Origin of the sequence: Desulfurella sp. (genome assembly GCF_049977265.1) — a bacterium.
GTDB lineage: Bacteria > Campylobacterota_A > Desulfurellia > Desulfurellales > Desulfurellaceae > Desulfurella.
Genome location: NZ_JBMFGQ010000005.1, coordinates 34,750 through 56,490, shown reverse-complemented (window position 1 = coordinate 56,490; position 21,741 = coordinate 34,750). Strand labels below are relative to the sequence as shown.

At 31.2% G+C, this 21,741-nt stretch carries 24 protein-coding genes; 21 read left to right on the top strand and 3 right to left on the bottom strand.

Translation table 11 applies throughout. The features are described from left to right. The first annotated feature begins 66 nt into the window (after positions 1 to 66). Positions 67 to 300 carry a CC/Se motif family (seleno)protein gene (locus ACP5FO_RS02150; protein ID WP_428107959.1) on the top strand — a complete coding sequence of 78 codons (234 nt, stop codon included), beginning with the start codon at positions 67 to 69 and terminating at the stop codon, positions 298 to 300. Here the strand turns inward: ACP5FO_RS02150 and ACP5FO_RS02145 are convergent. Further along, the gene (locus ACP5FO_RS02145) at positions 293 to 1,000 is read right to left on the bottom strand and encodes an RsmE family RNA methyltransferase (protein WP_428107957.1); all 708 of its coding nucleotides are present in this window, start codon (positions 998 to 1,000) and stop codon (positions 293 to 295) included. The genes ACP5FO_RS02150 and ACP5FO_RS02145 overlap by 8 nt on opposite strands. A gap of 209 nt (positions 1,001 to 1,209) precedes the next feature. On the opposite strand from ACP5FO_RS02145, the gene ACP5FO_RS02140 reads away from it, so the two are divergent. The 20 genes from ACP5FO_RS02140 to ACP5FO_RS02045 all read left to right on the top strand — a co-directional run bounded on the left by ACP5FO_RS02140 (position 1,210) and on the right by ACP5FO_RS02045 (position 19,074). Next, positions 1,210 to 2,109, top strand: coding sequence for a class I SAM-dependent methyltransferase (locus ACP5FO_RS02140; protein ID WP_428107954.1), 900 nt, complete (start codon positions 1,210 to 1,212; stop codon positions 2,107 to 2,109). Continuing rightward, entirely contained in the window at positions 2,106 to 2,291 is a 186-nt protein-coding gene (locus tag ACP5FO_RS02135) for a hypothetical protein (protein WP_428107951.1), read from the top strand. Before ACP5FO_RS02140 ends, ACP5FO_RS02135 begins: the two co-directional genes overlap by 4 nt. A gap of 62 nt (positions 2,292 to 2,353) precedes the next feature. Continuing rightward, the gene (gene rpmE / locus ACP5FO_RS02130; protein WP_428107949.1) at positions 2,354 to 2,554 is read left to right on the top strand and encodes a 50S ribosomal protein L31; all 201 of its coding nucleotides are present in this window, start codon (positions 2,354 to 2,356) and stop codon (positions 2,552 to 2,554) included. 9 nt (positions 2,555 to 2,563) lie between these two features. Next, on the top strand, positions 2,564 to 2,836 hold the full coding sequence (locus ACP5FO_RS02125) for a hypothetical protein (RefSeq protein WP_428107946.1): 273 nt from the start codon (positions 2,564 to 2,566) through the stop codon (positions 2,834 to 2,836). A 4-nt stretch (positions 2,837 to 2,840) separates the two neighbouring features. Next, positions 2,841 to 3,143 (top strand): DciA family protein, encoded by a 303-nt coding sequence (locus ACP5FO_RS02120; RefSeq protein WP_428107943.1) that lies wholly within the window; start codon positions 2,841 to 2,843, stop codon positions 3,141 to 3,143. 21 nt (positions 3,144 to 3,164) lie between these two features. Then, positions 3,165 to 3,929, top strand: coding sequence for an outer membrane protein assembly factor BamD (locus ACP5FO_RS02115; protein WP_428107941.1), 765 nt, complete (start codon positions 3,165 to 3,167; stop codon positions 3,927 to 3,929). 2 nt (positions 3,930 to 3,931) lie between these two features. Continuing rightward, positions 3,932 to 4,276 (top strand): Hsp20/alpha crystallin family protein, encoded by a 345-nt coding sequence (locus ACP5FO_RS02110; protein WP_428107939.1) that lies wholly within the window; start codon positions 3,932 to 3,934, stop codon positions 4,274 to 4,276. Between the two features lie 3 nt (positions 4,277 to 4,279). Further along, positions 4,280 to 6,661, top strand: a complete 2,382-nt coding sequence (lon, locus tag ACP5FO_RS02105) for an endopeptidase La (RefSeq protein WP_428107935.1) — start codon at positions 4,280 to 4,282, stop codon at positions 6,659 to 6,661. Positions 6,662 to 6,670: 9 nt separating this feature from the next. Continuing rightward, positions 6,671 to 7,861 (top strand): FtsX-like permease family protein, encoded by a 1,191-nt coding sequence (locus ACP5FO_RS02100; protein ID WP_428107932.1) that lies wholly within the window; start codon positions 6,671 to 6,673, stop codon positions 7,859 to 7,861. 50 nt (positions 7,862 to 7,911) lie between these two features. Further along, on the top strand, positions 7,912 to 8,532 hold the full coding sequence (locus ACP5FO_RS02095) for an ABC transporter ATP-binding protein (protein WP_428156951.1): 621 nt from the start codon (positions 7,912 to 7,914) through the stop codon (positions 8,530 to 8,532). Then, entirely contained in the window at positions 8,516 to 10,762 is a 2,247-nt protein-coding gene (bamA, locus tag ACP5FO_RS02090; RefSeq protein WP_428107928.1) for an outer membrane protein assembly factor BamA, read from the top strand. Before ACP5FO_RS02095 ends, bamA begins: the two co-directional genes overlap by 17 nt. Before the next feature lie 28 nt (positions 10,763 to 10,790). Beyond that, on the top strand, positions 10,791 to 11,309 hold the full coding sequence (locus ACP5FO_RS02085) for an OmpH family outer membrane protein (RefSeq protein ID WP_428156950.1): 519 nt from the start codon (positions 10,791 to 10,793) through the stop codon (positions 11,307 to 11,309). Continuing rightward, positions 11,306 to 12,340: a UDP-3-O-(3-hydroxymyristoyl)glucosamine N-acyltransferase gene (gene lpxD / locus ACP5FO_RS02080; RefSeq protein ID WP_428107920.1), complete on the top strand. Its 1,035-nt coding sequence runs from the start codon at positions 11,306 to 11,308 to the stop codon at positions 12,338 to 12,340. Before ACP5FO_RS02085 ends, lpxD begins: the two co-directional genes overlap by 4 nt. Next, entirely contained in the window at positions 12,327 to 12,758 is a 432-nt protein-coding gene (fabZ, locus tag ACP5FO_RS02075) for a 3-hydroxyacyl-ACP dehydratase FabZ (protein ID WP_428107916.1), read from the top strand. Before lpxD ends, fabZ begins: the two co-directional genes overlap by 14 nt. Positions 12,759 to 12,769: 11 nt before the next feature. Next, positions 12,770 to 13,546: an acyl-ACP--UDP-N-acetylglucosamine O-acyltransferase gene (gene lpxA / locus ACP5FO_RS02070; protein WP_428107913.1), complete on the top strand. Its 777-nt coding sequence runs from the start codon at positions 12,770 to 12,772 to the stop codon at positions 13,544 to 13,546. Next, entirely contained in the window at positions 13,543 to 14,658 is a 1,116-nt protein-coding gene (gene lpxB / locus ACP5FO_RS02065; protein WP_428156949.1) for a lipid-A-disaccharide synthase, read from the top strand. The genes lpxA and lpxB overlap by 4 nt, the downstream gene beginning before the upstream one ends. Continuing rightward, on the top strand, positions 14,655 to 15,242 hold the full coding sequence (locus ACP5FO_RS02060) for a lysophospholipid acyltransferase family protein (RefSeq protein WP_428107908.1): 588 nt from the start codon (positions 14,655 to 14,657) through the stop codon (positions 15,240 to 15,242). Before lpxB ends, ACP5FO_RS02060 begins: the two co-directional genes overlap by 4 nt. Continuing rightward, on the top strand, positions 15,229 to 16,161 hold the full coding sequence (gene lpxK / locus ACP5FO_RS02055) for a tetraacyldisaccharide 4'-kinase (protein ID WP_428107905.1): 933 nt from the start codon (positions 15,229 to 15,231) through the stop codon (positions 16,159 to 16,161). The genes ACP5FO_RS02060 and lpxK overlap by 14 nt, the downstream gene beginning before the upstream one ends. Continuing rightward, positions 16,158 to 17,894 carry an ABC transporter ATP-binding protein gene (locus ACP5FO_RS02050; RefSeq protein ID WP_428107902.1) on the top strand — a complete coding sequence of 579 codons (1,737 nt, stop codon included), beginning with the start codon at positions 16,158 to 16,160 and terminating at the stop codon, positions 17,892 to 17,894. Before lpxK ends, ACP5FO_RS02050 begins: the two co-directional genes overlap by 4 nt. After that, positions 17,887 to 19,074, top strand: a complete 1,188-nt coding sequence (locus tag ACP5FO_RS02045; protein ID WP_428156952.1) for a 3-deoxy-D-manno-octulosonic acid transferase — start codon at positions 17,887 to 17,889, stop codon at positions 19,072 to 19,074. Before ACP5FO_RS02050 ends, ACP5FO_RS02045 begins: the two co-directional genes overlap by 8 nt. Here the strand turns inward: ACP5FO_RS02045 and ACP5FO_RS02040 are convergent. Further along, on the bottom strand, positions 19,061 to 19,813 hold the full coding sequence (locus ACP5FO_RS02040; RefSeq protein ID WP_428107898.1) for an energy transducer TonB: 753 nt from the start codon (positions 19,811 to 19,813) through the stop codon (positions 19,061 to 19,063). The genes ACP5FO_RS02045 and ACP5FO_RS02040 overlap by 14 nt on opposite strands. Beyond that, entirely contained in the window at positions 19,788 to 21,740 is a 1,953-nt protein-coding gene (locus ACP5FO_RS02035) for a TonB-dependent receptor (RefSeq protein ID WP_428156948.1), read from the bottom strand. The genes ACP5FO_RS02040 and ACP5FO_RS02035 overlap by 26 nt, the downstream gene beginning before the upstream one ends. Position 21,741 lies beyond the last annotated feature (1 nt).

The following is a 21,741-nucleotide window of genomic DNA, read 5'->3' as shown; positions in this document are numbered from 1 at the left end:
AAACACAAAAACTGTCCAGTTTATTTCGTAATGGGTGTCCAGTTAAAATCGTAATACCCGTCCAGTTTGATCGGAATTTACACATACCATGATGTTGCAAATACCTGCATAGATGTTAAAACAATTCCTGAAGTGTCAATCGGATTACCCCTAACACCAGATAAATATATTTTGCTCAAAATTGACAGCATAGATTTTTATATAGATAAATTTGTAGGAGACAGTGAAAATTTCACAATAAAGCTCAATAAAGTTCTTGGTTTTAAATACTTAGTGCTTGATGGCTGGAAAACTATCTAAATTTAAGTTCAATTTGAGACAGTGCAACTATAGTTGCAATTTCGGTTTTTAGTATATTATCTGATAAACTCAGTGGTATAAAACCCTTTTTTTGTAAATAGGTAATTTCGTCTTTGCTGAATCCTCCTTCTGGTCCAATTATTATTGCAAGGCTATTAATATTTTGAATATTTATGTCTTTTAGTGTTTTATTTTTCTCATTTTCATAAAACACGATTTTTAAATTTTCTATTGGATCAATGTTGTAAAGTTTTTGTGGATTCTGTATGTTGACAGGGAAAAGCCTTTTGCATTGTTTTATTGATTGAATGGCAATTTTTTGCCATTTTTGTATTTTATTTTGAATATCTTTGGATTTTAATGAGCTAAAAGTCGGCATAACAGGCACAAATGTCGTAACATTCAGTTGTGATATAGATTCTATAAGCTCGTCAATTTTAGATAGTTTATTTAAAAGACACTGATAAAGTGTAATATTAATGCGCGAAGGTATTTTTTTTACTGTTTCCTCAATTATTACAATCAAAGAATTTTTTTCTATTTTATAGATTGTTCCAACAAAGAAGTTGCCACTTAGATCGTTTACTTCAATTCTATCGTTTAACTTAAGCCTTTTAACGTTTATCGCATGATGATATTCTTCGTTTTCAATAATAATTTTATTATCTAAAACTCTTCCAATAAAACAAGGCAATCCCATTTCAATCAAATTTTTTGTAACTTACTTCATTGAGGTTTTCGTTCACCTTTGTTTTGCATTTTAAAACTATAGAATCTTACCAATCTTTTACTTTGACCTTACAGGTTTAAATTCTATCAAAAGTTTATAAATTTGCAAGAAAAAAATAAAAAATTATTTTGAGATTTTTAAATCTTATAGTATAATAAAAAATAAAAAGTAGGTGGAAAATGAAAAAAGCTTTATTAAGCATTTATGAGGATGGTCAATTATTCAATGGCAATTTTGAAGACGCACCATTTTATTTAATAGTAGAAAGCGAAACTTCAAAGAAAAAGATTCGAGATTGCTCACTTGATTTAAAAAAGATTGATGATTTTGTATTAATTGGCAAAAAGGCTTCAGAACAATTTAAAAAGATTATTCAAAGCAAAGAGGTGGATTTTTTATTTTTTGATTTTTTGGATATCGATGATGCTTTAAGGTATTATAGTGATTATAAAAGTAAAATTGAAATATTTAATAATTATACGTCAGAATATGAAGAGTGGTTTGAAAATAATAAATACGCTTATTTATCAGAAATAGAAGCATTGAAAAAAGCATTGCCAAAACAAGGCAAAGGTGTGGAAATAGGTGTGGGTAGCGGTAGATTTGCTCTGCCACTTGGAATTAAAATAGGTGTTGAACCATCAAGAAAAATGGCAGAAATTGCAAGAAGGCATGGCATAGAGGTATTTTTTGGTGTAGCAGAAAGTTTGCCTTTTGAAGATAGCAGCTTTGATTTTGCATTAATGGCAGTTACGATTTGTTTTGTAAACGATCCTCTGAAAAGCTTAAAAGAATCATATAGGATATTAAAGCCAAATGGAGTAATCATAATAGGTATTGTTGATTTGGATACCGAGCTAGGTAAATTTTATTTAGAAAAACAGAAAAATAGCATATTTTATAAACAAGCCAAATTTTTTTCATCTAAACAAATTATTGATTTACTTAAACGGTCAGGATTTAGTTTTAGAGAATCCTATCAGGTACTTTTTGGTGATTATAAAAAAATAAACATTGTAGAGGAACCTAAAGAAGGCTTTGGCTTAGGTGGTTTTAGTGTTTTGGTAGGTGAAAAATGATTTCAATAATAAGTAAATCTTTTACTTCAACCATATACGATGTTTTTATACTAGTATTGATTGTATTTTTGACCGCGAGTATTTTTATGTGGATAGCTTTACCAATGGTTCTTTTTTCTATTAGAAATGAAATCAAAAAACTCAACCAAGCAATACAAGACTATGTATCTAAAAATAAATAATGTACACTTGATAAAATGTTTGATTTATGATATTTTACGATTAGCAAAAAGGGAGGTATTTAATGAAAAAAGATTTTCATCCAAAATATGAGTTAACCACTATAGAATGTGCATGCGGTAATAAGGTAGAGGTGCGTTCAACGATTAAAAACCTAAAAGTTCAAATATGTAACAAGTGTCACCCATTTTTTACGGGAAAAGAAAAAATTATTGATGAAGGTGGGAGAGTTGATAAGTTTCAAAAAAAATACGCAAAAAAATAGGAGGCTTTTATGGACGGCAAAAGTGATAGCTTTGATATAGCAAAAGAGATCGATTTAAGGGACAAAAACGAGAGCGAAGTTTATAACATTTTAGATAGTACAATTAAAAACATACAAAAAGGAAGATACGTTCTTGCATATGTAAACGAATATGACAAAATTACCAAAATAGCACAAAAATTGCCTGCGCTGGGCGCTTATATAGAAAATGTGCTCAAAAAAAATGAGCGTGATTTCCTTATAATGATTAAAAATGATGTAAAACAAACAGAAAACGCTTAAATTTATGGCGTTAGTTGATATATCAACGGCCACTTTCGATGTATTAAAAGAACTTGGGTTAGGAAAAGCTGTAGATATGCTAAAAGCGCAGGATGCCTTTAAACAGCTAAACTTTGATAGTCGCGATGTTGTTATATTGAACTATGAAAGTGGTATTTTGACTATAGGTGTTTTTAATTCGGTTTGGCATCAAGAAATGGAGAGTATCAAAAACGCACTTATCGAAAAATTGAATGTACTATCAACTGATATAAAATTTAAAAGAATTATCATAAAGGAGATAGCTTATGATTGGTGCAATACTTGACATAAAAAGTGGGTTGTTAAGATGAGAAAAATTATATTTACATATATATTCTTTTCTCTAACTATTTTTCTTATTTCTTCTTGTTCTGCGCCAAAAGAATTGGTAAAAACTGAGCCAGAAAAGAGTGCTTATGAGTGGTATAATGAAGGTGTTCAATATTATATTAATCATAACTATAAAGAAGCCGAGCATAGCTTATCAATGGTTAATCAGCAACATCCAGGTAGCATTTATTCAAAGAAAGCGCATTTAATTTTAGGTGATGTTTATTACGGTGAAGAGGATTATCTTTTGGCTATAGATGAGTATAAAAAATTTATAGAGCTGTACCCAAATACAAACGATGCTATGTTGGCACAGTATAAAATTGCTATGAGCTATTACAAAATGATGAATGGCTACAAACTCGATCAAACACCGACTAAAAACGCTATAGAGAATTTTCTTACACTTTTGGATAAGTACCCCGATAATCCTTATAAAGACGAAGCATATGATCATTTATCTGATTGCGTAAAACAACTTTATAGGCATCAATTATTTATCACTAGATTTTATTATGATTTAGGTAAATATAGGGCAGCTGAAATTGAGCTAGATTATATGGCAAAACATTTTTCTGATTTGAATTTTAACGATGAAATGTTGTATTTGTTGGGATCCACTTATTACCACTTAGGTAAAAAACAGGAAGCCTTGGGCTTTTATAATGAATTAAAAAAGAAGTACCCAACCAGTAAATATATTGCATTATTTGAAAAAGTTTTAGAAAAAAAGAGTAAGTAGATATGAATACTAACAAAGTGATTTTTTTTGCCTATTTTTTTGCTTTGCATAAAAATGCAAGTTCGGACTCGATTTTGGCAGATATGTATGAAGAAGATGGAAAAGTTTACATTGAGCTTGAGATACCAGACTTGGAAATTGATACTTTAACAATAGAAAAAAACTATCCATCTTTAGTTATATCTGGCTTTAAGAAAAAAAAGGCAAAAAATAATGCAACTTATTTTAGGGCAGAGCGTATTTTTGGATATTTTAAGAAATTTATAGATTTGCCATTTCATATAGAAGATGTGAGTGAAGTAAACTATAACAATGGCATACTAGAGATTATTTTGGAGAGGTTTTAATTTATGAGCAATAATAACGAGAATTTAATTAATCAAGATATAGAAATACCCAGTATTCTTCCTGTTGTACCGCTTAGAGATATGGTTGTTTTCCCCTATATGGTAACACCATTATTGGTTGGCCGAGAATTTTCTATTAAAGCAATTGATGAGGCTTTATCGAAAGACAGAATGATTTTTGCTGTAAGCCAGAAAAACTTTGATGAAAACGAACCAGGCACAGATAATATTAATAAAGTAGGTACGGTGTGCTTAATTTTAAGAATGCTTAAAATGCCAGACGGCAGAGTAAAGATTTTAGTCCAAGGTTTAAAAAAGGCTTCAATTATTAATTATACGAAAACGATAAAAGATAGCCCATTTTTTGAGGCTGAAATTGCACCTCTACAAGATCAATTGCCAACTAATCAAGATGAAGAAATTGAGGTAGAAGTTTTAATTAGAACCATAAAGGATCAACTACAAAAATTAGTTGTTCTAAACAAGAATATACCAAATGATATTGTTGTAATTGCAAATAACATCGAAAGAAGCGAGCAATTTGCAGATATAATTATTACGAATCTGCAATTAAAGATAAACCAAATGCAAGAGCTGATAGAAATATTATCTGTAAAGGAACGACTAAAAAAGATTATAAGTATATTGAATAGAGAATTACAAATACTAGATATGCAAGCTAAAATTCAAAGAGAAGCGCGAGAAGAAATTTCTAAAGCGCAGAGGGAATATTTTTTAAAAGAACAGCTCAAAGCAGTTAAAAAAGAATTGGGCGAAAAAGAAGATTCAGATGAAATAGAAGAGTTAAGGCAAAAGATTGAAGCAGCCAATATGAGTGAGCAGGCTAAAAAAGAATCTTTAAAACAACTTTCTCGCTTAGAAAAAATGTATTCTGATTCCGCTGAGGCTAATGTTATTCGCACTTACCTTGACTGGATGGTGAGTCTACCATGGAGTGTTTCATCAGAAGATAAATTAGACATAAAACTAGTAGAGAAGACACTTAATGAGGATCATTATGACATTGAGGATGCCAAAAAGAGAATTTTAGAATATTTAGCTGTAAAGAAAATTAAAAATGATATGAAAGGTCCAATTTTGTGTTTTATAGGGCCCCCGGGAGTAGGTAAAACTTCTCTTGCGAAATCTATAGCGCGGGCTATGGACAGAAAGCTTTGGAGAATATCATTAGGTGGCCTTAGAGATGAAGCTGAAATTAGGGGTCATAGACGAACCTACATAGGTGCATTGCCTGGTAGGATAATACAGGGTTTAAAACAAACAGGCACAAACAATCCTGTGTTTGTATTAGATGAAATTGATAAATTGGGCAGTGATTTTAGAGGCGATCCTGCAAGCGCAATGTTAGAAGTTTTAGATCCAGAACAAAACTATGAGTTTGAAGATCACTATATTGGCGTCCCTTTTGACTTATCAAAAGTTTTTTTTATCACAACAGCCAATGCTACAGATACGATACCTGGACCACTGTTAGATAGAATGGAAGTTGTTAGGCTCTCTGGATATACTACAATAGAAAAAATGAAAATTGCCAAAAAGTACATAATACCAAAACAGATAGAAAATCATGGCCTTGAAGGTTACAATGTCAAGTTTACTGATAAAGCTATTCAAAGTATTATAGAAAATTATGCCAAAGAAGCTGGTGTTAGGAATTTAGAAAAAAATATTACATCTATCTTGAGAAAAATTGTAAGACAGATTGTAGAATCTTCAAAAAAAGATAAATTGGCTTCTTATGAAGTAAATACTGGCAATTTAGAAAAATATTTGGGCATACCAAGGTTTTTAAGTAATGAAAAATTAGATAAGGATTATGTTGGCATCGCTACAGGTCTTGCTTGGACGCCAGTTGGTGGAGATATATTATTTATTGAAGCTCTAAAACTAAAAGGTAGTGGCAAACTTACCCTAACAGGCTCTTTAGGTGATGTTTTTAAAGAATCGGCACAAGCGGCTGTTTCGTTTGCAAGAACCCAATATAAAGAACTAAACCTAGAAGAAGAATTTTATGAAAAGTATGATTTCCATATACATGTACCAGAAGGTGCAACACCAAAAGATGGGCCAAGTGCAGGCATAACTATAGCATGTGCAATGATTTCTGCTCTAACAAACAAGCCAGTAAAATCTAATATTGCAATGACTGGCGAAATTACACTTACTGGTAGAGTGTTACCCATCGGAGGACTAAAAGAAAAAACGTTAGCTGCTTTGCGTGCAGGCATAAAAGAAATTATTGTACCTTTTGATAACAAGAAAGATGTATCAGAGTTCCAATCACATATCAAACTTAAGGATGTAAAATTTTATTTTGTTAAAGACATGAAAGAAGTTTTAAAGTACGCGTTGAAAGAAGATTAAATTTTCTCAATGAAAAAATTCAATTTCGAAAATTTTTTAGCTATAAAATACATAAGTTCAAAAAAAGAAGAAAAGCTTATATCGCTTTCTTCCTTGCTTTCAATTATTAGCATTGCAATAGGCGTGGGGGCTCTTATTTTAGTTCTTGGTATTATGAATGGATTTGACAAAATGTTAGAATCGAAAATTATAGGGGCAAATCCTCATATAATGGTTAAAAATTTTAATGGCACATTTACTTTAGACAACAAAATCATTAATACAATAAAATCTGATAAGTTAGTGTCAAATGTTTACTCTTCTTTAATAGAACAGTGTATAATAAGCGCAAACGGTCAATCAAGTGGATCTATTTTAAATGGTATAGATTTTAAAAGCAAACCATATATTGAAAAATACATAAAAGGTAATACGAATGGTATAGTTCTTGGAAAAGAGTTGATGAAAGCAGTTGGTGTATCAGTTGGACAAAATGTTAGAGTAACGCTTGCTTATGCTAAGCCTTCAGCTGTAGGATTTTCACCTGTATCATTTGAAGCCCCTGTAACGGGTATTTTTGATTCTGGTATGTATGAGTATGACCTGGCTTTTTCTTATATACCTATTAATTTACTTTGGAAAAATATGCAAACATACGATCAAATAAATACTATAAACATTAATTTATACAATCCTTACAATATTAATAAAGTTGGTAACTTCTTAGATCATGTATTGCCCAGTAATTATTATTTTGTTACTTGGGCGCAAATGAACAAAAATTTTTTTACTGCTTTAAAATTAGAAAAGATTGCCATGGGAATAATACTTCTTTTAATAATAATTGTAGCAGCTTTTGATATAATGAATTCTCTTACCATGCTTGTTATGGAAAAAGTTAAAGATATAGCAATACTAGTATCTTTGGGAGCAACTTCAAAAAATATTAAGAACATTTTTATAAAACAGGGTTTAATTTTAGGTATTATAGGTACAGTAATTGGCGATTTTTTAGGTTTGTCGCTAGGTTATATATTAAAGCACTACAATATTGTAAGTTTACCAAAACAAGTTTATTACATTACAAAAATACCAGTGGATATTACTTTGACATATGTTGTTGGTATTTCTATAATCTCTATAGGCTTATGTACGTTAGCAAGTCTTTATCCTGCATCTAAAGCATCTAAAATGAATGTAATAGAGGTTTTAAGACAGTGATTTTGTCGGCTACTTATATAAAAAAATCATTTAAAAGTGGAAAAAGTCAAATGCAAGTGTTGAATAATATAAACCTTGTAGCGCAAGAAGGCAAGATGATATCCATTATGGGAGTTTCAGGTTCTGGAAAATCTACTTTATTGCATATTTTAGGTTTACTGGATGAACCAGACAGTGGAGATGTCTATTTATTTGCCGATAAAGTTAATTTTACAGACAAGAAAAAATTAGCCAAGATAAGAAATAATTATATTGGTTTTGTTTTTCAATTTTATTCCCTTATAAATGAGCTTACTGTATTAGAAAATGTTTTGCTTCCTATGATGATTAATGGTATAATAAACCAAGATTATGCAAAAGAGCTCTTATTGAGGGTTGGTATTAATCAAGAGCTTTTTAACAAACGGAGTTATAATTTGTCGGGTGGAGAAAAACAAAGGGTTGCAGTGGCTAGGGCTTTAGTTAATAAACCAAAACTAATAATTGCAGATGAGCCCACATCTAATATAGACGAAAATAACGCAATGCTTTTAATGTCTCTTTTGCGAGATCTGCAACAATCTTTTAATACTACAGTAATTATTTCCACACACAGTAAAAAAATAGCTAAATTTTGTGATATTACTTATTTTTTATCAGAAGGGGTTTTAATCGATGAAGACAATAATTAGTTTTTTATTAATATTTTTATTTTTGGTTGATTTTGCATATGCACAAAATATTGTCGAAATTAATGTAGAGGGTAATGTTAGAATAGATAAACCAACAATTTTAAGTGTTGTAAAAGAAAAAACTAACTCACCTTTAAACATTAAAGCAGTAAACGAAGACATTAAAAATATTTATAATTTAGGTTTCTTTGAAACAGTGTCGGCAAATATTAAAAATGTCGCTGATGGGGTTATTTTGACATTTAATGTAAAAGAAAAACCATCGATTAGATTTGTAAAATTCGAAGGCAACAAGATGTTTAAAGATGAAGAACTTTATAAGGTATGTAAAACTAAAGAATACCAGATCTTAAGTAAAAAAAATCTTCAGGAAAGTGTAGCCGCTATCGTAGGATTTTATGCTGCAAAAGGAATTTATTTGACGAACGTTTCTTATAAATTAGAACCAGTTTCAGGTAATCGTGTAGATGTAGTTTTTCAAATAAGAGAAGGTAAAAAAACATTCATACATAAGATAAACATTATTGGTAATAAACATATTAAAACAAGTGACATATTGGATGTTATGAAGAATCATAAAAAATATGGACCATATTTATTAACTTTTTTACCATGGTTTTATACTGGTAAATTGAATCCTCAAGATTTAGACTCTGATATTCAGTCAATTAGAGATCTGTATCTTTCAAAAGGTTATGCAGATGTTAAGGTTGAGGGTCCAACTGTAAATATAGAGCCTGATACTGGCTATATTGATATGGATATTTCTATTGACGAAGGCGCTAAATATACACTAAAAAGTCTAAAATTTGAGCATATTGAACCATATACTTTAAAAGAGCTTGAAAAGATAGTACAATTAAAGGTCAATAAGATATTTAACGGTGTACAATTAAGAAAAGATATAGAAAACCTCACAACAGCATACGCAGATAAAGGTTATGCTTTTTGTGATATTAACCCAATAGTTACGCTTGATAGGAAAAACCATACGGTTGATGTTACATTTGATATTAACAAAGGCAATAAAGTCTATATTCACAGAATTGAAATAACAGGCAACGACAAAACCTGGGATAATGTAATAAGAAGAGAAATCCGCCTAGATCAAGGTAGTTTATTCTCTGAGTCAAAAATCAAAGAATCAAGAGAAAAAATTTACAATACAGATTATTTTGATGATGTAAAGATAAGCACAGATCGTGTGCCTGGGAAAGATGAAGTGAATATGAAAGTTAATGTAAAAGAAAAAATGACAGGTATGCTTTCGCTTGGCGTTGGATATAGTTCGTACTACAAAGTAGGTGTTATGGGTTCTGTTACGCAAAGAAACTTATTTGGTTCTGGTATATATGGTAAGCTTTATGCAAATCTTTCTGCCAACAGCCATTTGTTTGATGTAAGTTTTGTAAATCCATGGGTTGATAATAGGCCAATATCTGTAGGCTTAGATTTGTATAATATGATGTATTATGGCTGGGATTATGATCAGAAAACATATGGTTTTAAATTCACTGTTGCCAAAAGATTTTATGATGATCAATTAAGTGTTGGCGCTTCTTATTCATTATCTCAAAATAAAATTAATATAACAGCAGGTACACCAAGTTATTACTTATTGCAAGAAGAAGGCACAACTACAGAAAGTACAATTACGCCATTTATTAAATGGAGTTCTATTAACAATACAATTTTCCCAACAAGAGGAACCATTGTATCCTCAAGTTTAGGATTGACTGGTTTTGGGGGAAACACTAGATATATAAAATGGGACAATACTGTAGAATACTTTCATCCAATTTTTTGGAGTATGATTGGACACCTAAAAGGTAGTGTAGGTTTTGCAAAAGGCATAGGTGGGAAAGGAGTTCCTTTGCAGGATAGATATTTCTTGGGTGGCATAGATAGTCTTAGGGGTTTTGATTACGGCACAGTAAGCCCTACCGATGAATATGGAAACTATATAGGTGGCACAAGGGATGCTTATGCTCAAGCAGAAACTATTTTCCCGTTAGTTGAGGCTTTAAAGTTGTACGGTGAAGCTTTCTTTGATATAGGTAATTCATGGTTATATTCTTACGATTTTGGAAATCTTAAAAAAGATGTGGGTGTCGGTATTAAGTGGATATCACCGCTTGGGCCAATTAGAGTTGAAGTTGGCAAAAATTTAGCGCCTAAAAATGGTGAAAAATCTTATGTATTTCAATTTTCAATGGGAGCTTTATTTTAAAGTTATTATAAGGAGGATATGAAGATTTATGAAAAGACTTTTTTTGGGGTTTAGTGCACTTATTGCATTTTTAGCTTTTAGTAGTAATGCATTTGCGTTTAAAGTAGCTGTTGTTGATTTAAATAAAGCATTGCAAAATTGTCAAGCTGGTATTGATGCAAAGTCTATGCTGCAAAAAATTATTGATGCAAAAAAAACCGTTATTGATAATAAGCAAAAAGAACTCAATGATTTAGCACAAAAAATTCAAAACACTTCTACAAATAAAAAGGACAAACAGCAGTTAGAACTTGAATACCAAACAAAATTGAGAGATTTAGAAAGATATAAAGCTGATGCTACGGATGATGTTGTGTCTAAAGAAAGAGAGTATACGCAAAATATTATAAATGGTCTTGTTGAAACTGTTAAAAATATTAGCCAAAAAGATGGAATAGATTTAGTTTTTGAAGTTCACCAAGGATTAGTGTATTGGAATGACGCTTTAGATATTACATCCCAAGTAATAAAAGAGTACAACAAAATATACGAGCAAAGTAAGAAATGATTCATGCACAACAGTTGGCTAAAGTAATTAATGGAGTTTATATTGGCAAAAATGATATTACTATAGATGGTGTTGCTAGCTTAAATCGCGCGGATAAACGTAAAGTTAGTTTTTTGTCAAACAAAAAGTATACAAAATATATTTCAAATACAAAAGCGTGTTGTATTATAGTTGACCAAACGTTTGATATTGGTCCTTATAAAGATAAAAACTTTATTGTTTGCAAAGATGCTTATCTTGGCTTTGCTCTAGCTTTAACTTATTTTTATCAAAGAGATCTTAAAAGCAGTTTTAAAAGCTCAAAAGCAACCATTGACAATACTGCAAAAATAAGTGATAAAGCTTACATTGGTGATTTTTCATACATTGGATCAAATGCAAACATTGGCAATAGTTATATAATGCCAATGGTTTATATTGGCGAAGATTCTATTATTAAGGACAATTGTATAATTTATCCAAATGTTACAATACGGGAAAAGGTAGAGATTGGAAATAATGTAATTATCCATTCTGGTAGCGTAATTGGCAGCGATGGTTTTGGATATGTTAATAATAATGGTAAGCATTATAAAATACCACAGGTCGGGAAAGTTATTATAGAAGATGATGTTGAAATTGGCTCAAACGTATCAATTGATAGAGCAACGCTTGATGAAACAATAATTAGAAAAGGTTCAAAGATAGATAATTTAGTCCAAATTGCACATAATGTAGAGATAGGCGAAAATTCTATATTAGTATCGCAGTGTGGCATATCTGGTTCTACAAGAATTGGCAATAATGTTATTTTAGCAGGTCAAGTTGGTGTAGCAGGTCATTTAGGTATAGCTGATAATACTGTTATTACAGCAAAGTCTGGAGTTGGAACAAACATCAAATCAGGTGGCATCTACAGTGGTATACCAGTATATGATCATTCTAAGTGGTTAAAATCAAGTGCAATAATACCTAGACTTCCAGAACTTTACAAAAAAATTCAAGAATTAGAAAGTAGGTTAAAGGAGCTTGAAAAAGATGATAGACATTGAAAAAATAAAAGAAATTTTACCACATAGGTACCCTTTTTTATTTGTAGATAAAGTTATAAATTATGAAAAATTTAAGTTTATAGAAGCAATAAAAAATGTTACATATAATGAAGCTTATTTTCAAGGGCATTTTCCAAAAAAACATATTATGCCTGGTGTTGTAATTGTAGAAGGAATGGCGCAAGCAGGTGGGATACTGGCTTTTTTGTCTTTAGAAGAAGGAGATAATGCTAATAGAGTTGTGTATTTTATGAGTATAGAAAATGCTAGGTTTAGAAAAGCGGTTGTGCCTGGCGATACGTTGCTAATGCGAGTTGAGATTATAAAACACAAGATGAAGGTATGGAAAATGTCTGGCAAGTGTTTTGTAGATAATACACTTGTGGCAGAGGCTGTAATGAGTGCAAAATTGGATTAAGGAGTTAAAATATGGTAAATATACACAAAACAGCAATAATTGAAGACAATGTTGAGTTAGGCGAAAATGTAACAATCGGACCCTATTCTATTATAAAAGCTGGTGCCAAAATTGGCGATAATAGCGAAATTTTAAGCCATGTTGTTATAGATGAATTTACAACTGTTGGGAAAAATTGTAGGATATTTCATTCTGCTGTATTAGGTACTATTCCTCAGGATTTAAAGTTTTCTGGTGAATTTAGCGAGCTTATTATAGGTAACAACAATACAATAAGAGAATTTGCTATGATAAATCGAGGCACAAAAGGTGGTATTGGCAAAACCCAAATAGGCAATAATAATTTAATAATGGCTTATGTGCACATAGCGCATGATTGTGTGATTGGTAACAATTGCATAATTGCCAATATGGTTCAATTTGCAGGTCATGTTGTTGTAGATGATGGGGCAGTTATAGGTGGGATGAGCGCAATACACCAATTTTCAAGAATTGGCAGTTTATCTATGATAGGCGGTATGAGTGGCGTATCACTTGATGTTGCTCCTTACATGCTTGCCGTTGGAAATAGGGCAAAACTAAATGGACTTAATCTGGTAGGCCTAAAAAGGCATGGATTTAGCCTTTCTGAAATTGAGAAACTAAAAGAAGCATACAGGGTTATATTTAGGTCAAACCTAAAATTTGATGAGGCTTATGAAAAACTCAAAGAAAGTCCATCCAAGCATGTTATTGATATAATTGAGTTTTTAAGGAAATCAGAGCGCGGTTTTTGCAGAGAGCGATGAAATTTTTTTTATCCGTAGGAGAAAGATCTGCAGAAAAATACGCATTTTTGTTGGCTCAAGAGCTTAAAAAAGCCGATAGTTCAATTAAAGTTTTATCGTTTGGTTCAGATTTGCTGGCGACCCAATCCCAAAAGATAGCTGATTATAAAGATATAAGTGTAATTGGCTTTAAAGAAGCCCTGTCGATTTTGCCAAAAGCAATAGAAATCTTAAATGATATAAAAAAAGCTATTTTAAAAAACAATATAGATGCATTGATTTTGATGGATTTTCCAGATTTTAATATGCAACTTGCAAAATTTGCTAAGAAAAATAATATTAAGGTTATCTACTACATTACACCCCAGCTGTGGGCATGGAGAAAAGCTCGTATAAAGCCATTATTTAAATATGTAGACCTGATTATACCAATATTACCGTTTGAACGTACATTTTTTAATACTCAATCCCTTAAGTATGATTTTGATTTTAAAAAGGTGGTATATTTTGGACATCCTCTAATAGACATACTTAACAAACACATAGAAAAAAACCTGGACAGAGAAAAAATTATTCTTATTTTGCCAGGCTCAAGAATGTCAGAATTGCATTTTCATACTAGAATTTTTTTTGAAGCCACGTATTTACTAAAAAAAGAATTTAGTGACTATAGATTTGTTGTGGCAACGCAAGAGCATTTTCTAAAATATTTTGAGCAATTCAAAAGTGAATTTCCATTTATTGAATTCAGCCTCGATACATACGATATGATGAAAAAAGCTTCTTTTGCAATTACAAAAAGCGGTACTGTTACTTTAGAGGCTGCTTTGTTTGGTTTGCCATGTGTTGTTGCATATAAACTGTCAAATTTGAGCTATATGGTAGGAAAAGCTTTAATTCATGGAGTTGATTCAATTGCTCTGCCAAATGTGATATACGGCAAAAAAATTATACCAGAGTTAATACAATTTGACGCAACACCTAAAAAAATTTATGAGTACTCAAAATTAATCCTTCAAAGCAACAATTACCAGCAGCAAATAAAACATGATTTTAAGCAAATAAGCTATGCTTTGGGAAATTATCCTGTAACACCAAAAATAGCAAAAGCCATATTAGATTATTTAGCATGAAGGCATTTATTTTTTATATTTTTTTGAGATTTTACAGGTTATTTTTGCGAATAAATGTTGTTGAAGAATACACAATAAAATCTATTAATTCACCTATAATTTATGCTTTTTGGCACGAAAGTATTTTATTTTTGCCTTTTGTTTATTTAGGTAATAATTTGAGTGTATTGATAAGTACTCATAAAGATGGCAAATTGGCAAGCGATGTTATAAAGTATTTTAAAATGGGAACAATTGGCGGCTCAGTCAACAGAAATCCTAAAAAAGCATTTTTAGAGATGTTAAGACTAATTAAGAATCAAGCTTGCGATATAGGTATAACGCCAGATGGACCAAGAGGTCCAAGAAGAAAGGCAAAACTTGGTGTATTAGAGCTTGCTTATTTTTCTGGATACCCTATTGTACCTATAGCTTTTGAGCCAAAAAGCGCCTGGAGGCTAAATAGCTGGGATAGGTTTGCCATACCAAAACCTTTTTCGAGTGTCACATTCATATACAAAAAACCCATTTACGTTAAAACAAAAGAAGAGATAAAATCAAAGGTTGCAGAGCTTGAAAGCAAGCTAAACAATGAAGAATATTAAATTTTTCCAAACGATTTTAGCGCCAATTTTATTTCCGGTTTCATTACTATATTTAGCTATAGTAAGCGCAAGGAATTTTTTATACGATATTGGTATCTTTAAAACAGTAAAAATTGATGGTGCAAAAATTATAAGCATAGGCAATATTAAAGCAGGTGGCACAGGTAAAACGCCACTTTGCATAGGAATTGCAAATTATTTGCATTCTTTAGGATATATAGTAGCTATTGTTACAAATGCTTACAAAGCAAAACACAAAAATGCTTTGATTGTTTCTGATGGCAAAAGCATCATTTACAAAACACCTTTTGTAAATGATGAAACATACCTTATTGCTAAAAAAACTAAAGCAATTGTAGCAAGCGCAAAAGATAGATTGAGCGCTGTAGAATTATTAAAGAAATTTGAACCCAACTATGTTATTTTAGACGATGGCCTACAGTATAGAAAAATTGCAAAAGATTTAGAGGTTTGTATAATAGATCAAGAAAGGTTTTATTTGCCTTTTGGACTTTTGCGCGACAGCAAAAAAAGCTTAAAAAGGTGTAATAAGCTTATATGTTTTAAAGGGGATTGCGAAATAAAAGCAAAAATAGTAAACAATGGTTTTTTTGATATTAATGGTAAAACTAATAAACCACAAAGCGCATTCGTGTTTTGCTCAATTGGAAATCCTGATAAATTTTTATCAAGTCTCACCGAGATTGGCATTGTAATAAACGGCTTTAGATTTTTTAAAGATCATTATTATTATTCTAAAAAAGACATAGAAGCTCTAAAAGATTTAAAATCTAAAACTAAATCTGAGGCGTTACTTACTACCTACAAGGATTTTGTAAAAATAGAGCAGCCAGGGATAGTTTACCTTGATATTGAAATTATGCTTGATTACAAAACACTTTTAAAAGGAGTGGTATGAAAATAAATAAGGAATATCTAAATAGGCTTTTATTGTATATGAAACCTTACTGGAAAAGGATTGTCTTATCCTTTATAGCTATGATTATTGTTGGTGCTTTAACTTCGCTTACTGCATACTTAATTAAACCTGTTTTAGACAAAATTTTTATAGCAAAAGATAAAAAAATGCTTATTTTGCTACCATTTGCCGTTATGGCAACTTATTTTTTTAAGGGTTTATTTACATACATTCAATCCTATCAGACAGCATATGTAGCAGAAAATATTTTGTTTAACATAAGAAACCAGATGTTTAAGCATATAGTAAGTTTACCTGTTGATTTCTTTGAAAAATACCATACATCAGAGCTTCTATCCAGGGTATTAAACGATACCGAGCGTCTTCAAGATACAATTGCAAGGGTAATGCCTGAAGCAATAAGAGAGTTTTTTACGATTATTTTTTTATTTATAGTTATATATACAATAGACTTTAAACTGGCTTTAATCTCAACGATTGTGTTTCCAATTGCACTTTACCCTATTATTAAATTTGGTAAGGATATGAAAAAACTTGGTAAAAAAAGACAGGTTTCAATAGCAGCTATTACTACACTCATTCAGGAATCATTTTTTAATATACGCCTTATAAAAGGTTTTTTGACCGAAGAAAAAGAAACAGAAAAATTTTTTAAAAAAAGTCAGGAATTTTTAAATATTAATTTAAAAAGCTTTAGAATATCAGAAATTACGAGTCCATTGATGGAATTTATTGGTTCGCTTGGTATTGCATTTTTGATTTGGTTTGGAGGATTGCTTGTATTTAAAGGTACAATTAGTGTAGGTGGTTTTTTTTCATTTATGGCAGGCCTTTTTATGTTATATAGGCCTTTTAAAACAATTGCCAAAGCAAGTAACAGCATAAATTCTTCTATTGGCGCAATAGAACGTGTGTTTTTTATTTTAGATACAAAATCTGCACAAGAAACAACAGCTAAAGGAATTGTTTTTGAGGGTGTTAAAAAATCAATTGTATTTGACAATGTAAGTTTTTCATATGATGGTAAAAAATATGCTCTAAAAAATATCAATTTAGAAGTTAAAGCAAAAACAATAGTTGCATTTGTGGGTGAAAGCGGTGGTGGTAAAACAACTCTTATGGATCTGATACCTCGTTTTTATGATCCAACTCAAGGGCGAATTTTAATAGATGGGATTAATATAAAGGATTTTGAGCTTAAGAGTTTAAGAAAAAAAATTGCCAGTGTTTCACAAAATGTACTGCTTTTTGCTGATACAGTTTTTAACAACATAGCTTATGGTATAGAAAATCCAGATAAAGAAAAAGTAATTGAAGCTGCAAGACTAGCCTATGCGCATGATTTTATAATGAAGCTACCTAGCCTCTACGATACAAATCTCGGCGAACAGGCAGTAATTTTATCTGGGGGAGAAAGGCAAAGAATCGCAATCGCAAGAGCCATTATGAAAAACCCTGATATTTTGATTTTAGATGAGGCAACAAGCGCACTTGATGCAGAAGCAGAAAGTTATGTACAAAAAGCTATTTCAAACTTGATTAAAAATAGAACGGTTTTTTTGGTAGCTCATAGATTGTCCACTGCACTTAGCGCATCAAAAATTGTGGTAATGAAACAAGGTCAGATTGTTGGTATAGGCGCACACAAAGAACTATTGGAAAACAATAAATACTACCAAAGGCTTATAGAGCTTCAATTTGAAAATGCTTAGATACAATATTATACTTTTTTTTGTTTTTTTGTTAAGTTTGCCCTATTTGCTAATAAAAGCTATATCAAGCAAACGCTTTAGGTACAGGTTTTTTGATAGAATAAACCCAGAACCCATAAAACAAAACGACTGTATTTTGATACATCTTGCAAGCTTAGGTGAAGCAAAAGCTTTTTTAAATATTAAAAATACAATTGAAAGTATATTCAAAAAAAAATTGCTTTTCAGTGTAACAAGCAATATCGGCTATGATTACCTAAAATCTCAAGGATTAGAGGTTTTTTTAGTTCCCCTGGATTTTATTTTTTTATACAAAAAATTATTTAGACATAATTTGCCTCATTTAGCTATTTTTTTTGAAACAGAAATATGGCCGTCCTATATTAATTATCTTAGAAAGTATAATGTAAGAGTTATTTTGATTAATGCTAGAATGTCTGATAAAAGCTATAAATTTTACCTAAGATTTAAAGTGTTTTATGAAGCTATATCAAAGTTTGATATTATAATTGCAAAATCACAAAAAGATATGGAAAAATTTAATAAATTTAATAAGAATGTCAAATTTTGTGATAACGTCAAGTACGCTTTAGGAAAAAAAACTTTTGATTATGATTTTTTGCTCACTTTAAAAATGGATAATAAGAAAAATTTTGTTTTTGCAAGCTTTCATAAACAAGAACTGGAGTTTTTGCAAAAAGCGATAAATGAGGTTTTAAGTTTAGGTTATAGAGTGATTATTGCACCAAGATACATGGAAGATTTACCACTGTTTGAAAAATTTTTAAAAGGAATTGCTGTAGAATATTCAATGTTGTCAAAATTAAGCGATATAAAAGATTGTGTTTTAGTTGACAGATTTGGTATTTTGGAAGCCCTTTACTCAATTAGCTCAATGGTGTTTGTTGGCGGTTCTTTGTCAGGCAAGCTAAAGGGTCATAACCCTATTGAGCCAGCAGTATATAACAATTTTGTGTTTTGTGGAAGGTTTATGGATAGTTTTGCTCAAGAAGTTGAGTATTTAAAAAATTTAGGGTGTTTGACTCAAATAGATAATATTAATAATTTAAAAGAACATATACTAAAGATTCAAAACTTGCGTATTTTGAGTTTTGATAAAAAGAAAGAAGAAATTGAAAATTGCTATAAAAGTTTACTGTTGAAACTTACTCAAGCTTAAATATTATATTTATCTTTGCATAAAATGGCAAATTTACATTTGTTAATAGTTTTTGAGGAACTGGTGAAGAATTATGTATTATTTTTATTGCTGCTTTGTTTAAACTATCGTATGGGGATTTTTCCAATATTGAAATGTTTTTTAGATAGCCGTTTTTATCAATCAAAAAAACCAGTTTAATTTTACCTTCTTCACCTTTAAAAATAGCTTCTTGCGGATAAAATTTATGTTTTTCAATCCAATTTGCAATCTGAGGAGTACTTTGAATGTCAATTGGGTCAGTAGATGTGTTTGATGGGTTTGCATCATAAGTGGCTGTTTGTGGGTTTTGTATGGGACTTGTTTGGGGTTGACTACCTGATTTGTTTGTTATTGTTTGCGGAAAGCTTGCATTGTCATTTTGAGCGTTAGCGAAAAATTTCCTATCGTTTTTAAGTGGTAGAGCTTTTTGTGTAATTAATGTGCGATTATGATTGATAGTTTGATTTGATATATCGTTTTTTGGTATTTTTTGAAATAAAGACTTTTTTGTATTTTCTGGCTTGATTTGTGTTAAAGTTTGATTAGCTCTTATTGTTTTTTGGTATTGATTTACATTATAAATATCTACTGTGTATATTTTTGATGTTTTTATATGGTAAAATTTAAAAAGCTGGGCAAAGCCCATGACTATTGCCATATTTAGCAAAAAAGCTAAAGCCCAGCTTATGGGTTTAGAATGTGTAGTTAAGCGTTGCATAGGCACTGCGCTTTAGTGTTGTGTAACCCCAAACATCTTGGTAGAATCTATTAAAAATATTGTAGATAGCAACAGATGCCTTCAGGTCTTTTGTAATGTTATATGCAATATTTGCATCAAATACTGTGTATCTGCCTGTTTGATGTGTGTGAGAATCATTGTCATACCTTGTGCCTATATATCTACCATCTAAGTGGAGTGTTAGGTTTTCTATTGGTGAATAGTTTATATAGCCCGATGTAATGCTGTATGGTATACGTGCCGACTGCATATTTGTGTTTGGGTTTGTACTGTCTGTATAGGTATAGTTTAGACCTAATTCAATTTGTTTTATTGGTTTTACTTTTATGTAGGATTCTATACCTGTTGCTACTGTATTGCCTGGAACGTTTTTATATGTAGACTCCCATGTATTTGGGTTTGTATAGTATTCAATTCTATTTGTTATTGTTGTTCTAAAGTATGTTGCGCCTAGCATGACTTTATTGTTAAATAGGTTTTGCATAAATCCTATATCCCAGCTTTTTGATTGCTCTGGTGATAAATTTCTATTTCCTCCGCTAAAAAACCATGCAGGAACGCCGGATGCATAAAGCTCAAATAAAGTAGGTGCTTCAAAACCTGTTGCCCAGTTGGCTTTTAAAATTGTGTTTGTAGGTTCAATTAAGTAGCTTGCGCCAAGCTTGTATGTGCCATGGTCTCCAAATGTTTGAAAATGATCCTCTCTAAAAGCTGCTTGAAGGTTTAAATTGCCTATGCTTGGCAAAAATTCGACAAAAGCACCTACATTGTCTCTGTTTTTACTAAAATAACTCGGGTAGTCATAGCTTATTCTATCAACTGTATAGTTTAAGCCAGCTACGGTTTTAAAATTTTTACTGAAAACATACTCAAGTTGCAGATCACTTCCATAGCGATAGCCTTTGTAGTTATTGCTGTAAAAGTCGCTTTGTGGAGCCGGTATAGTAGCCGGATATGGGTAGCTGTAATTATCCTTATAGTATCTTAAGTTTTGAAAATAATAACCATCCAGCTTTAATGTCAGCTTATCAAAAGTTTTTTGAGCGTAAACTTTTGTAAGGTAGGTTTCGCTATCTTCTCTATAGGATTTGCCTGGATATGTCGTGTTTAACCATGAGCTATTGTCTGGTTTAGAATATGTTGGACTATATTGATCTAAATAGTTTTGTACTTTTTGTGCATTAATGAGTAAACCAATTTTAAAATCATTTAAATCATATTCTAACCTTGAATTGAAAGCACTTTGGTGATATCCATCCCTTTTGCCTCCATAGGAATATGAATCAGTTTGGGGATTGTAAGAATTGGTTTTTGATGTACCTGTAGTGTCAAATCTGGTGCCATCTAAATAAAAAGAAAAATTTCCAACCTTACCAGAGTAAGATAGGTTTTCTGCGTATGTGCCAAACGAACCATACATTTGAGTGTAGGTTGCATGAGGTTTACCTTCGCCTTTTTTTGTGATAAAATTTACCACGCCAGCAATTGCATCAGCTCCATATAGTCCGCTTTGAGAGCCCTGAACAATCTCAATTCTGCTTAAATTGTATGGCAAAAGTGAGGACATATCAAAGAAAGATTGCGGGCCAGATGGATCGCCTATATTTACGCCATCCATTAGATACTTTGTATAGTAACTTCTAAGCCCTCTCATATAAAAAGAGGTTTGACCACCAAATGGACCATTTGATGAAATTGATATACCAGGTAAGCCAATTAACGCATCTTGTGTGAAAATAGAGCCAGAATCTTCAATTTGTTTTTGGGTAACAACTTCAACAAAAGAAGGCGTTTTAGCAATCTGTGTATCTACTTTAGAAGCAGTTACAACAACATTTTCATCAGCTAAAGCAAAATTACACAAAAATCCCACCAATACAAAACCAACCATTAACTTATACCACATA

Excerpts from the sequence above, each read along its gene's own strand:
- ACP5FO_RS02145 (WP_428107957.1), bottom strand. The coding sequence starts at position 1,000 with ATGGGATTGCCTTGTTTTATTGGAAGAGTTTTAGATAATAAAATTATT.
- ACP5FO_RS02140 (WP_428107954.1), top strand. The coding sequence starts at position 1,210 with ATGAAAAAAGCTTTATTAAGCATTTATGAGGATGGTCAATTATTCAAT.
- ACP5FO_RS02135 (WP_428107951.1), top strand. The coding sequence starts at position 2,106 with ATGATTTCAATAATAAGTAAATCTTTTACTTCAACCATATACGATGTT.
- rpmE (WP_428107949.1), top strand. The coding sequence starts at position 2,354 with ATGAAAAAAGATTTTCATCCAAAATATGAGTTAACCACTATAGAATGT.
- ACP5FO_RS02125 (WP_428107946.1), top strand. The coding sequence starts at position 2,564 with ATGGACGGCAAAAGTGATAGCTTTGATATAGCAAAAGAGATCGATTTA.
- ACP5FO_RS02120 (WP_428107943.1), top strand. The coding sequence starts at position 2,841 with ATGGCGTTAGTTGATATATCAACGGCCACTTTCGATGTATTAAAAGAA.
- ACP5FO_RS02115 (WP_428107941.1), top strand. The coding sequence starts at position 3,165 with ATGAGAAAAATTATATTTACATATATATTCTTTTCTCTAACTATTTTT.
- ACP5FO_RS02110 (WP_428107939.1), top strand. The coding sequence starts at position 3,932 with ATGAATACTAACAAAGTGATTTTTTTTGCCTATTTTTTTGCTTTGCAT.
- lon (WP_428107935.1), top strand. The coding sequence starts at position 4,280 with ATGAGCAATAATAACGAGAATTTAATTAATCAAGATATAGAAATACCC.
- ACP5FO_RS02100 (WP_428107932.1), top strand. The coding sequence starts at position 6,671 with ATGAAAAAATTCAATTTCGAAAATTTTTTAGCTATAAAATACATAAGT.
- ACP5FO_RS02095 (WP_428156951.1), top strand. The coding sequence starts at position 7,912 with ATGCAAGTGTTGAATAATATAAACCTTGTAGCGCAAGAAGGCAAGATG.
- bamA (WP_428107928.1), top strand. The coding sequence starts at position 8,516 with ATGAAGACAATAATTAGTTTTTTATTAATATTTTTATTTTTGGTTGAT.
- ACP5FO_RS02085 (WP_428156950.1), top strand. The coding sequence starts at position 10,791 with ATGAAAAGACTTTTTTTGGGGTTTAGTGCACTTATTGCATTTTTAGCT.
- lpxD (WP_428107920.1), top strand. The coding sequence starts at position 11,306 with ATGATTCATGCACAACAGTTGGCTAAAGTAATTAATGGAGTTTATATT.
- fabZ (WP_428107916.1), top strand. The coding sequence starts at position 12,327 with ATGATAGACATTGAAAAAATAAAAGAAATTTTACCACATAGGTACCCT.
- lpxA (WP_428107913.1), top strand. The coding sequence starts at position 12,770 with ATGGTAAATATACACAAAACAGCAATAATTGAAGACAATGTTGAGTTA.
- lpxB (WP_428156949.1), top strand. The coding sequence starts at position 13,543 with ATGAAATTTTTTTTATCCGTAGGAGAAAGATCTGCAGAAAAATACGCA.
- ACP5FO_RS02060 (WP_428107908.1), top strand. The coding sequence starts at position 14,655 with ATGAAGGCATTTATTTTTTATATTTTTTTGAGATTTTACAGGTTATTT.
- lpxK (WP_428107905.1), top strand. The coding sequence starts at position 15,229 with ATGAAGAATATTAAATTTTTCCAAACGATTTTAGCGCCAATTTTATTT.
- ACP5FO_RS02050 (WP_428107902.1), top strand. The coding sequence starts at position 16,158 with ATGAAAATAAATAAGGAATATCTAAATAGGCTTTTATTGTATATGAAA.
- ACP5FO_RS02045 (WP_428156952.1), top strand. The coding sequence starts at position 17,887 with ATGCTTAGATACAATATTATACTTTTTTTTGTTTTTTTGTTAAGTTTG.
- ACP5FO_RS02040 (WP_428107898.1), bottom strand. The coding sequence starts at position 19,813 with ATGCAACGCTTAACTACACATTCTAAACCCATAAGCTGGGCTTTAGCT.
- ACP5FO_RS02035 (WP_428156948.1), bottom strand. The coding sequence starts at position 21,740 with ATGTGGTATAAGTTAATGGTTGGTTTTGTATTGGTGGGATTTTTGTGT.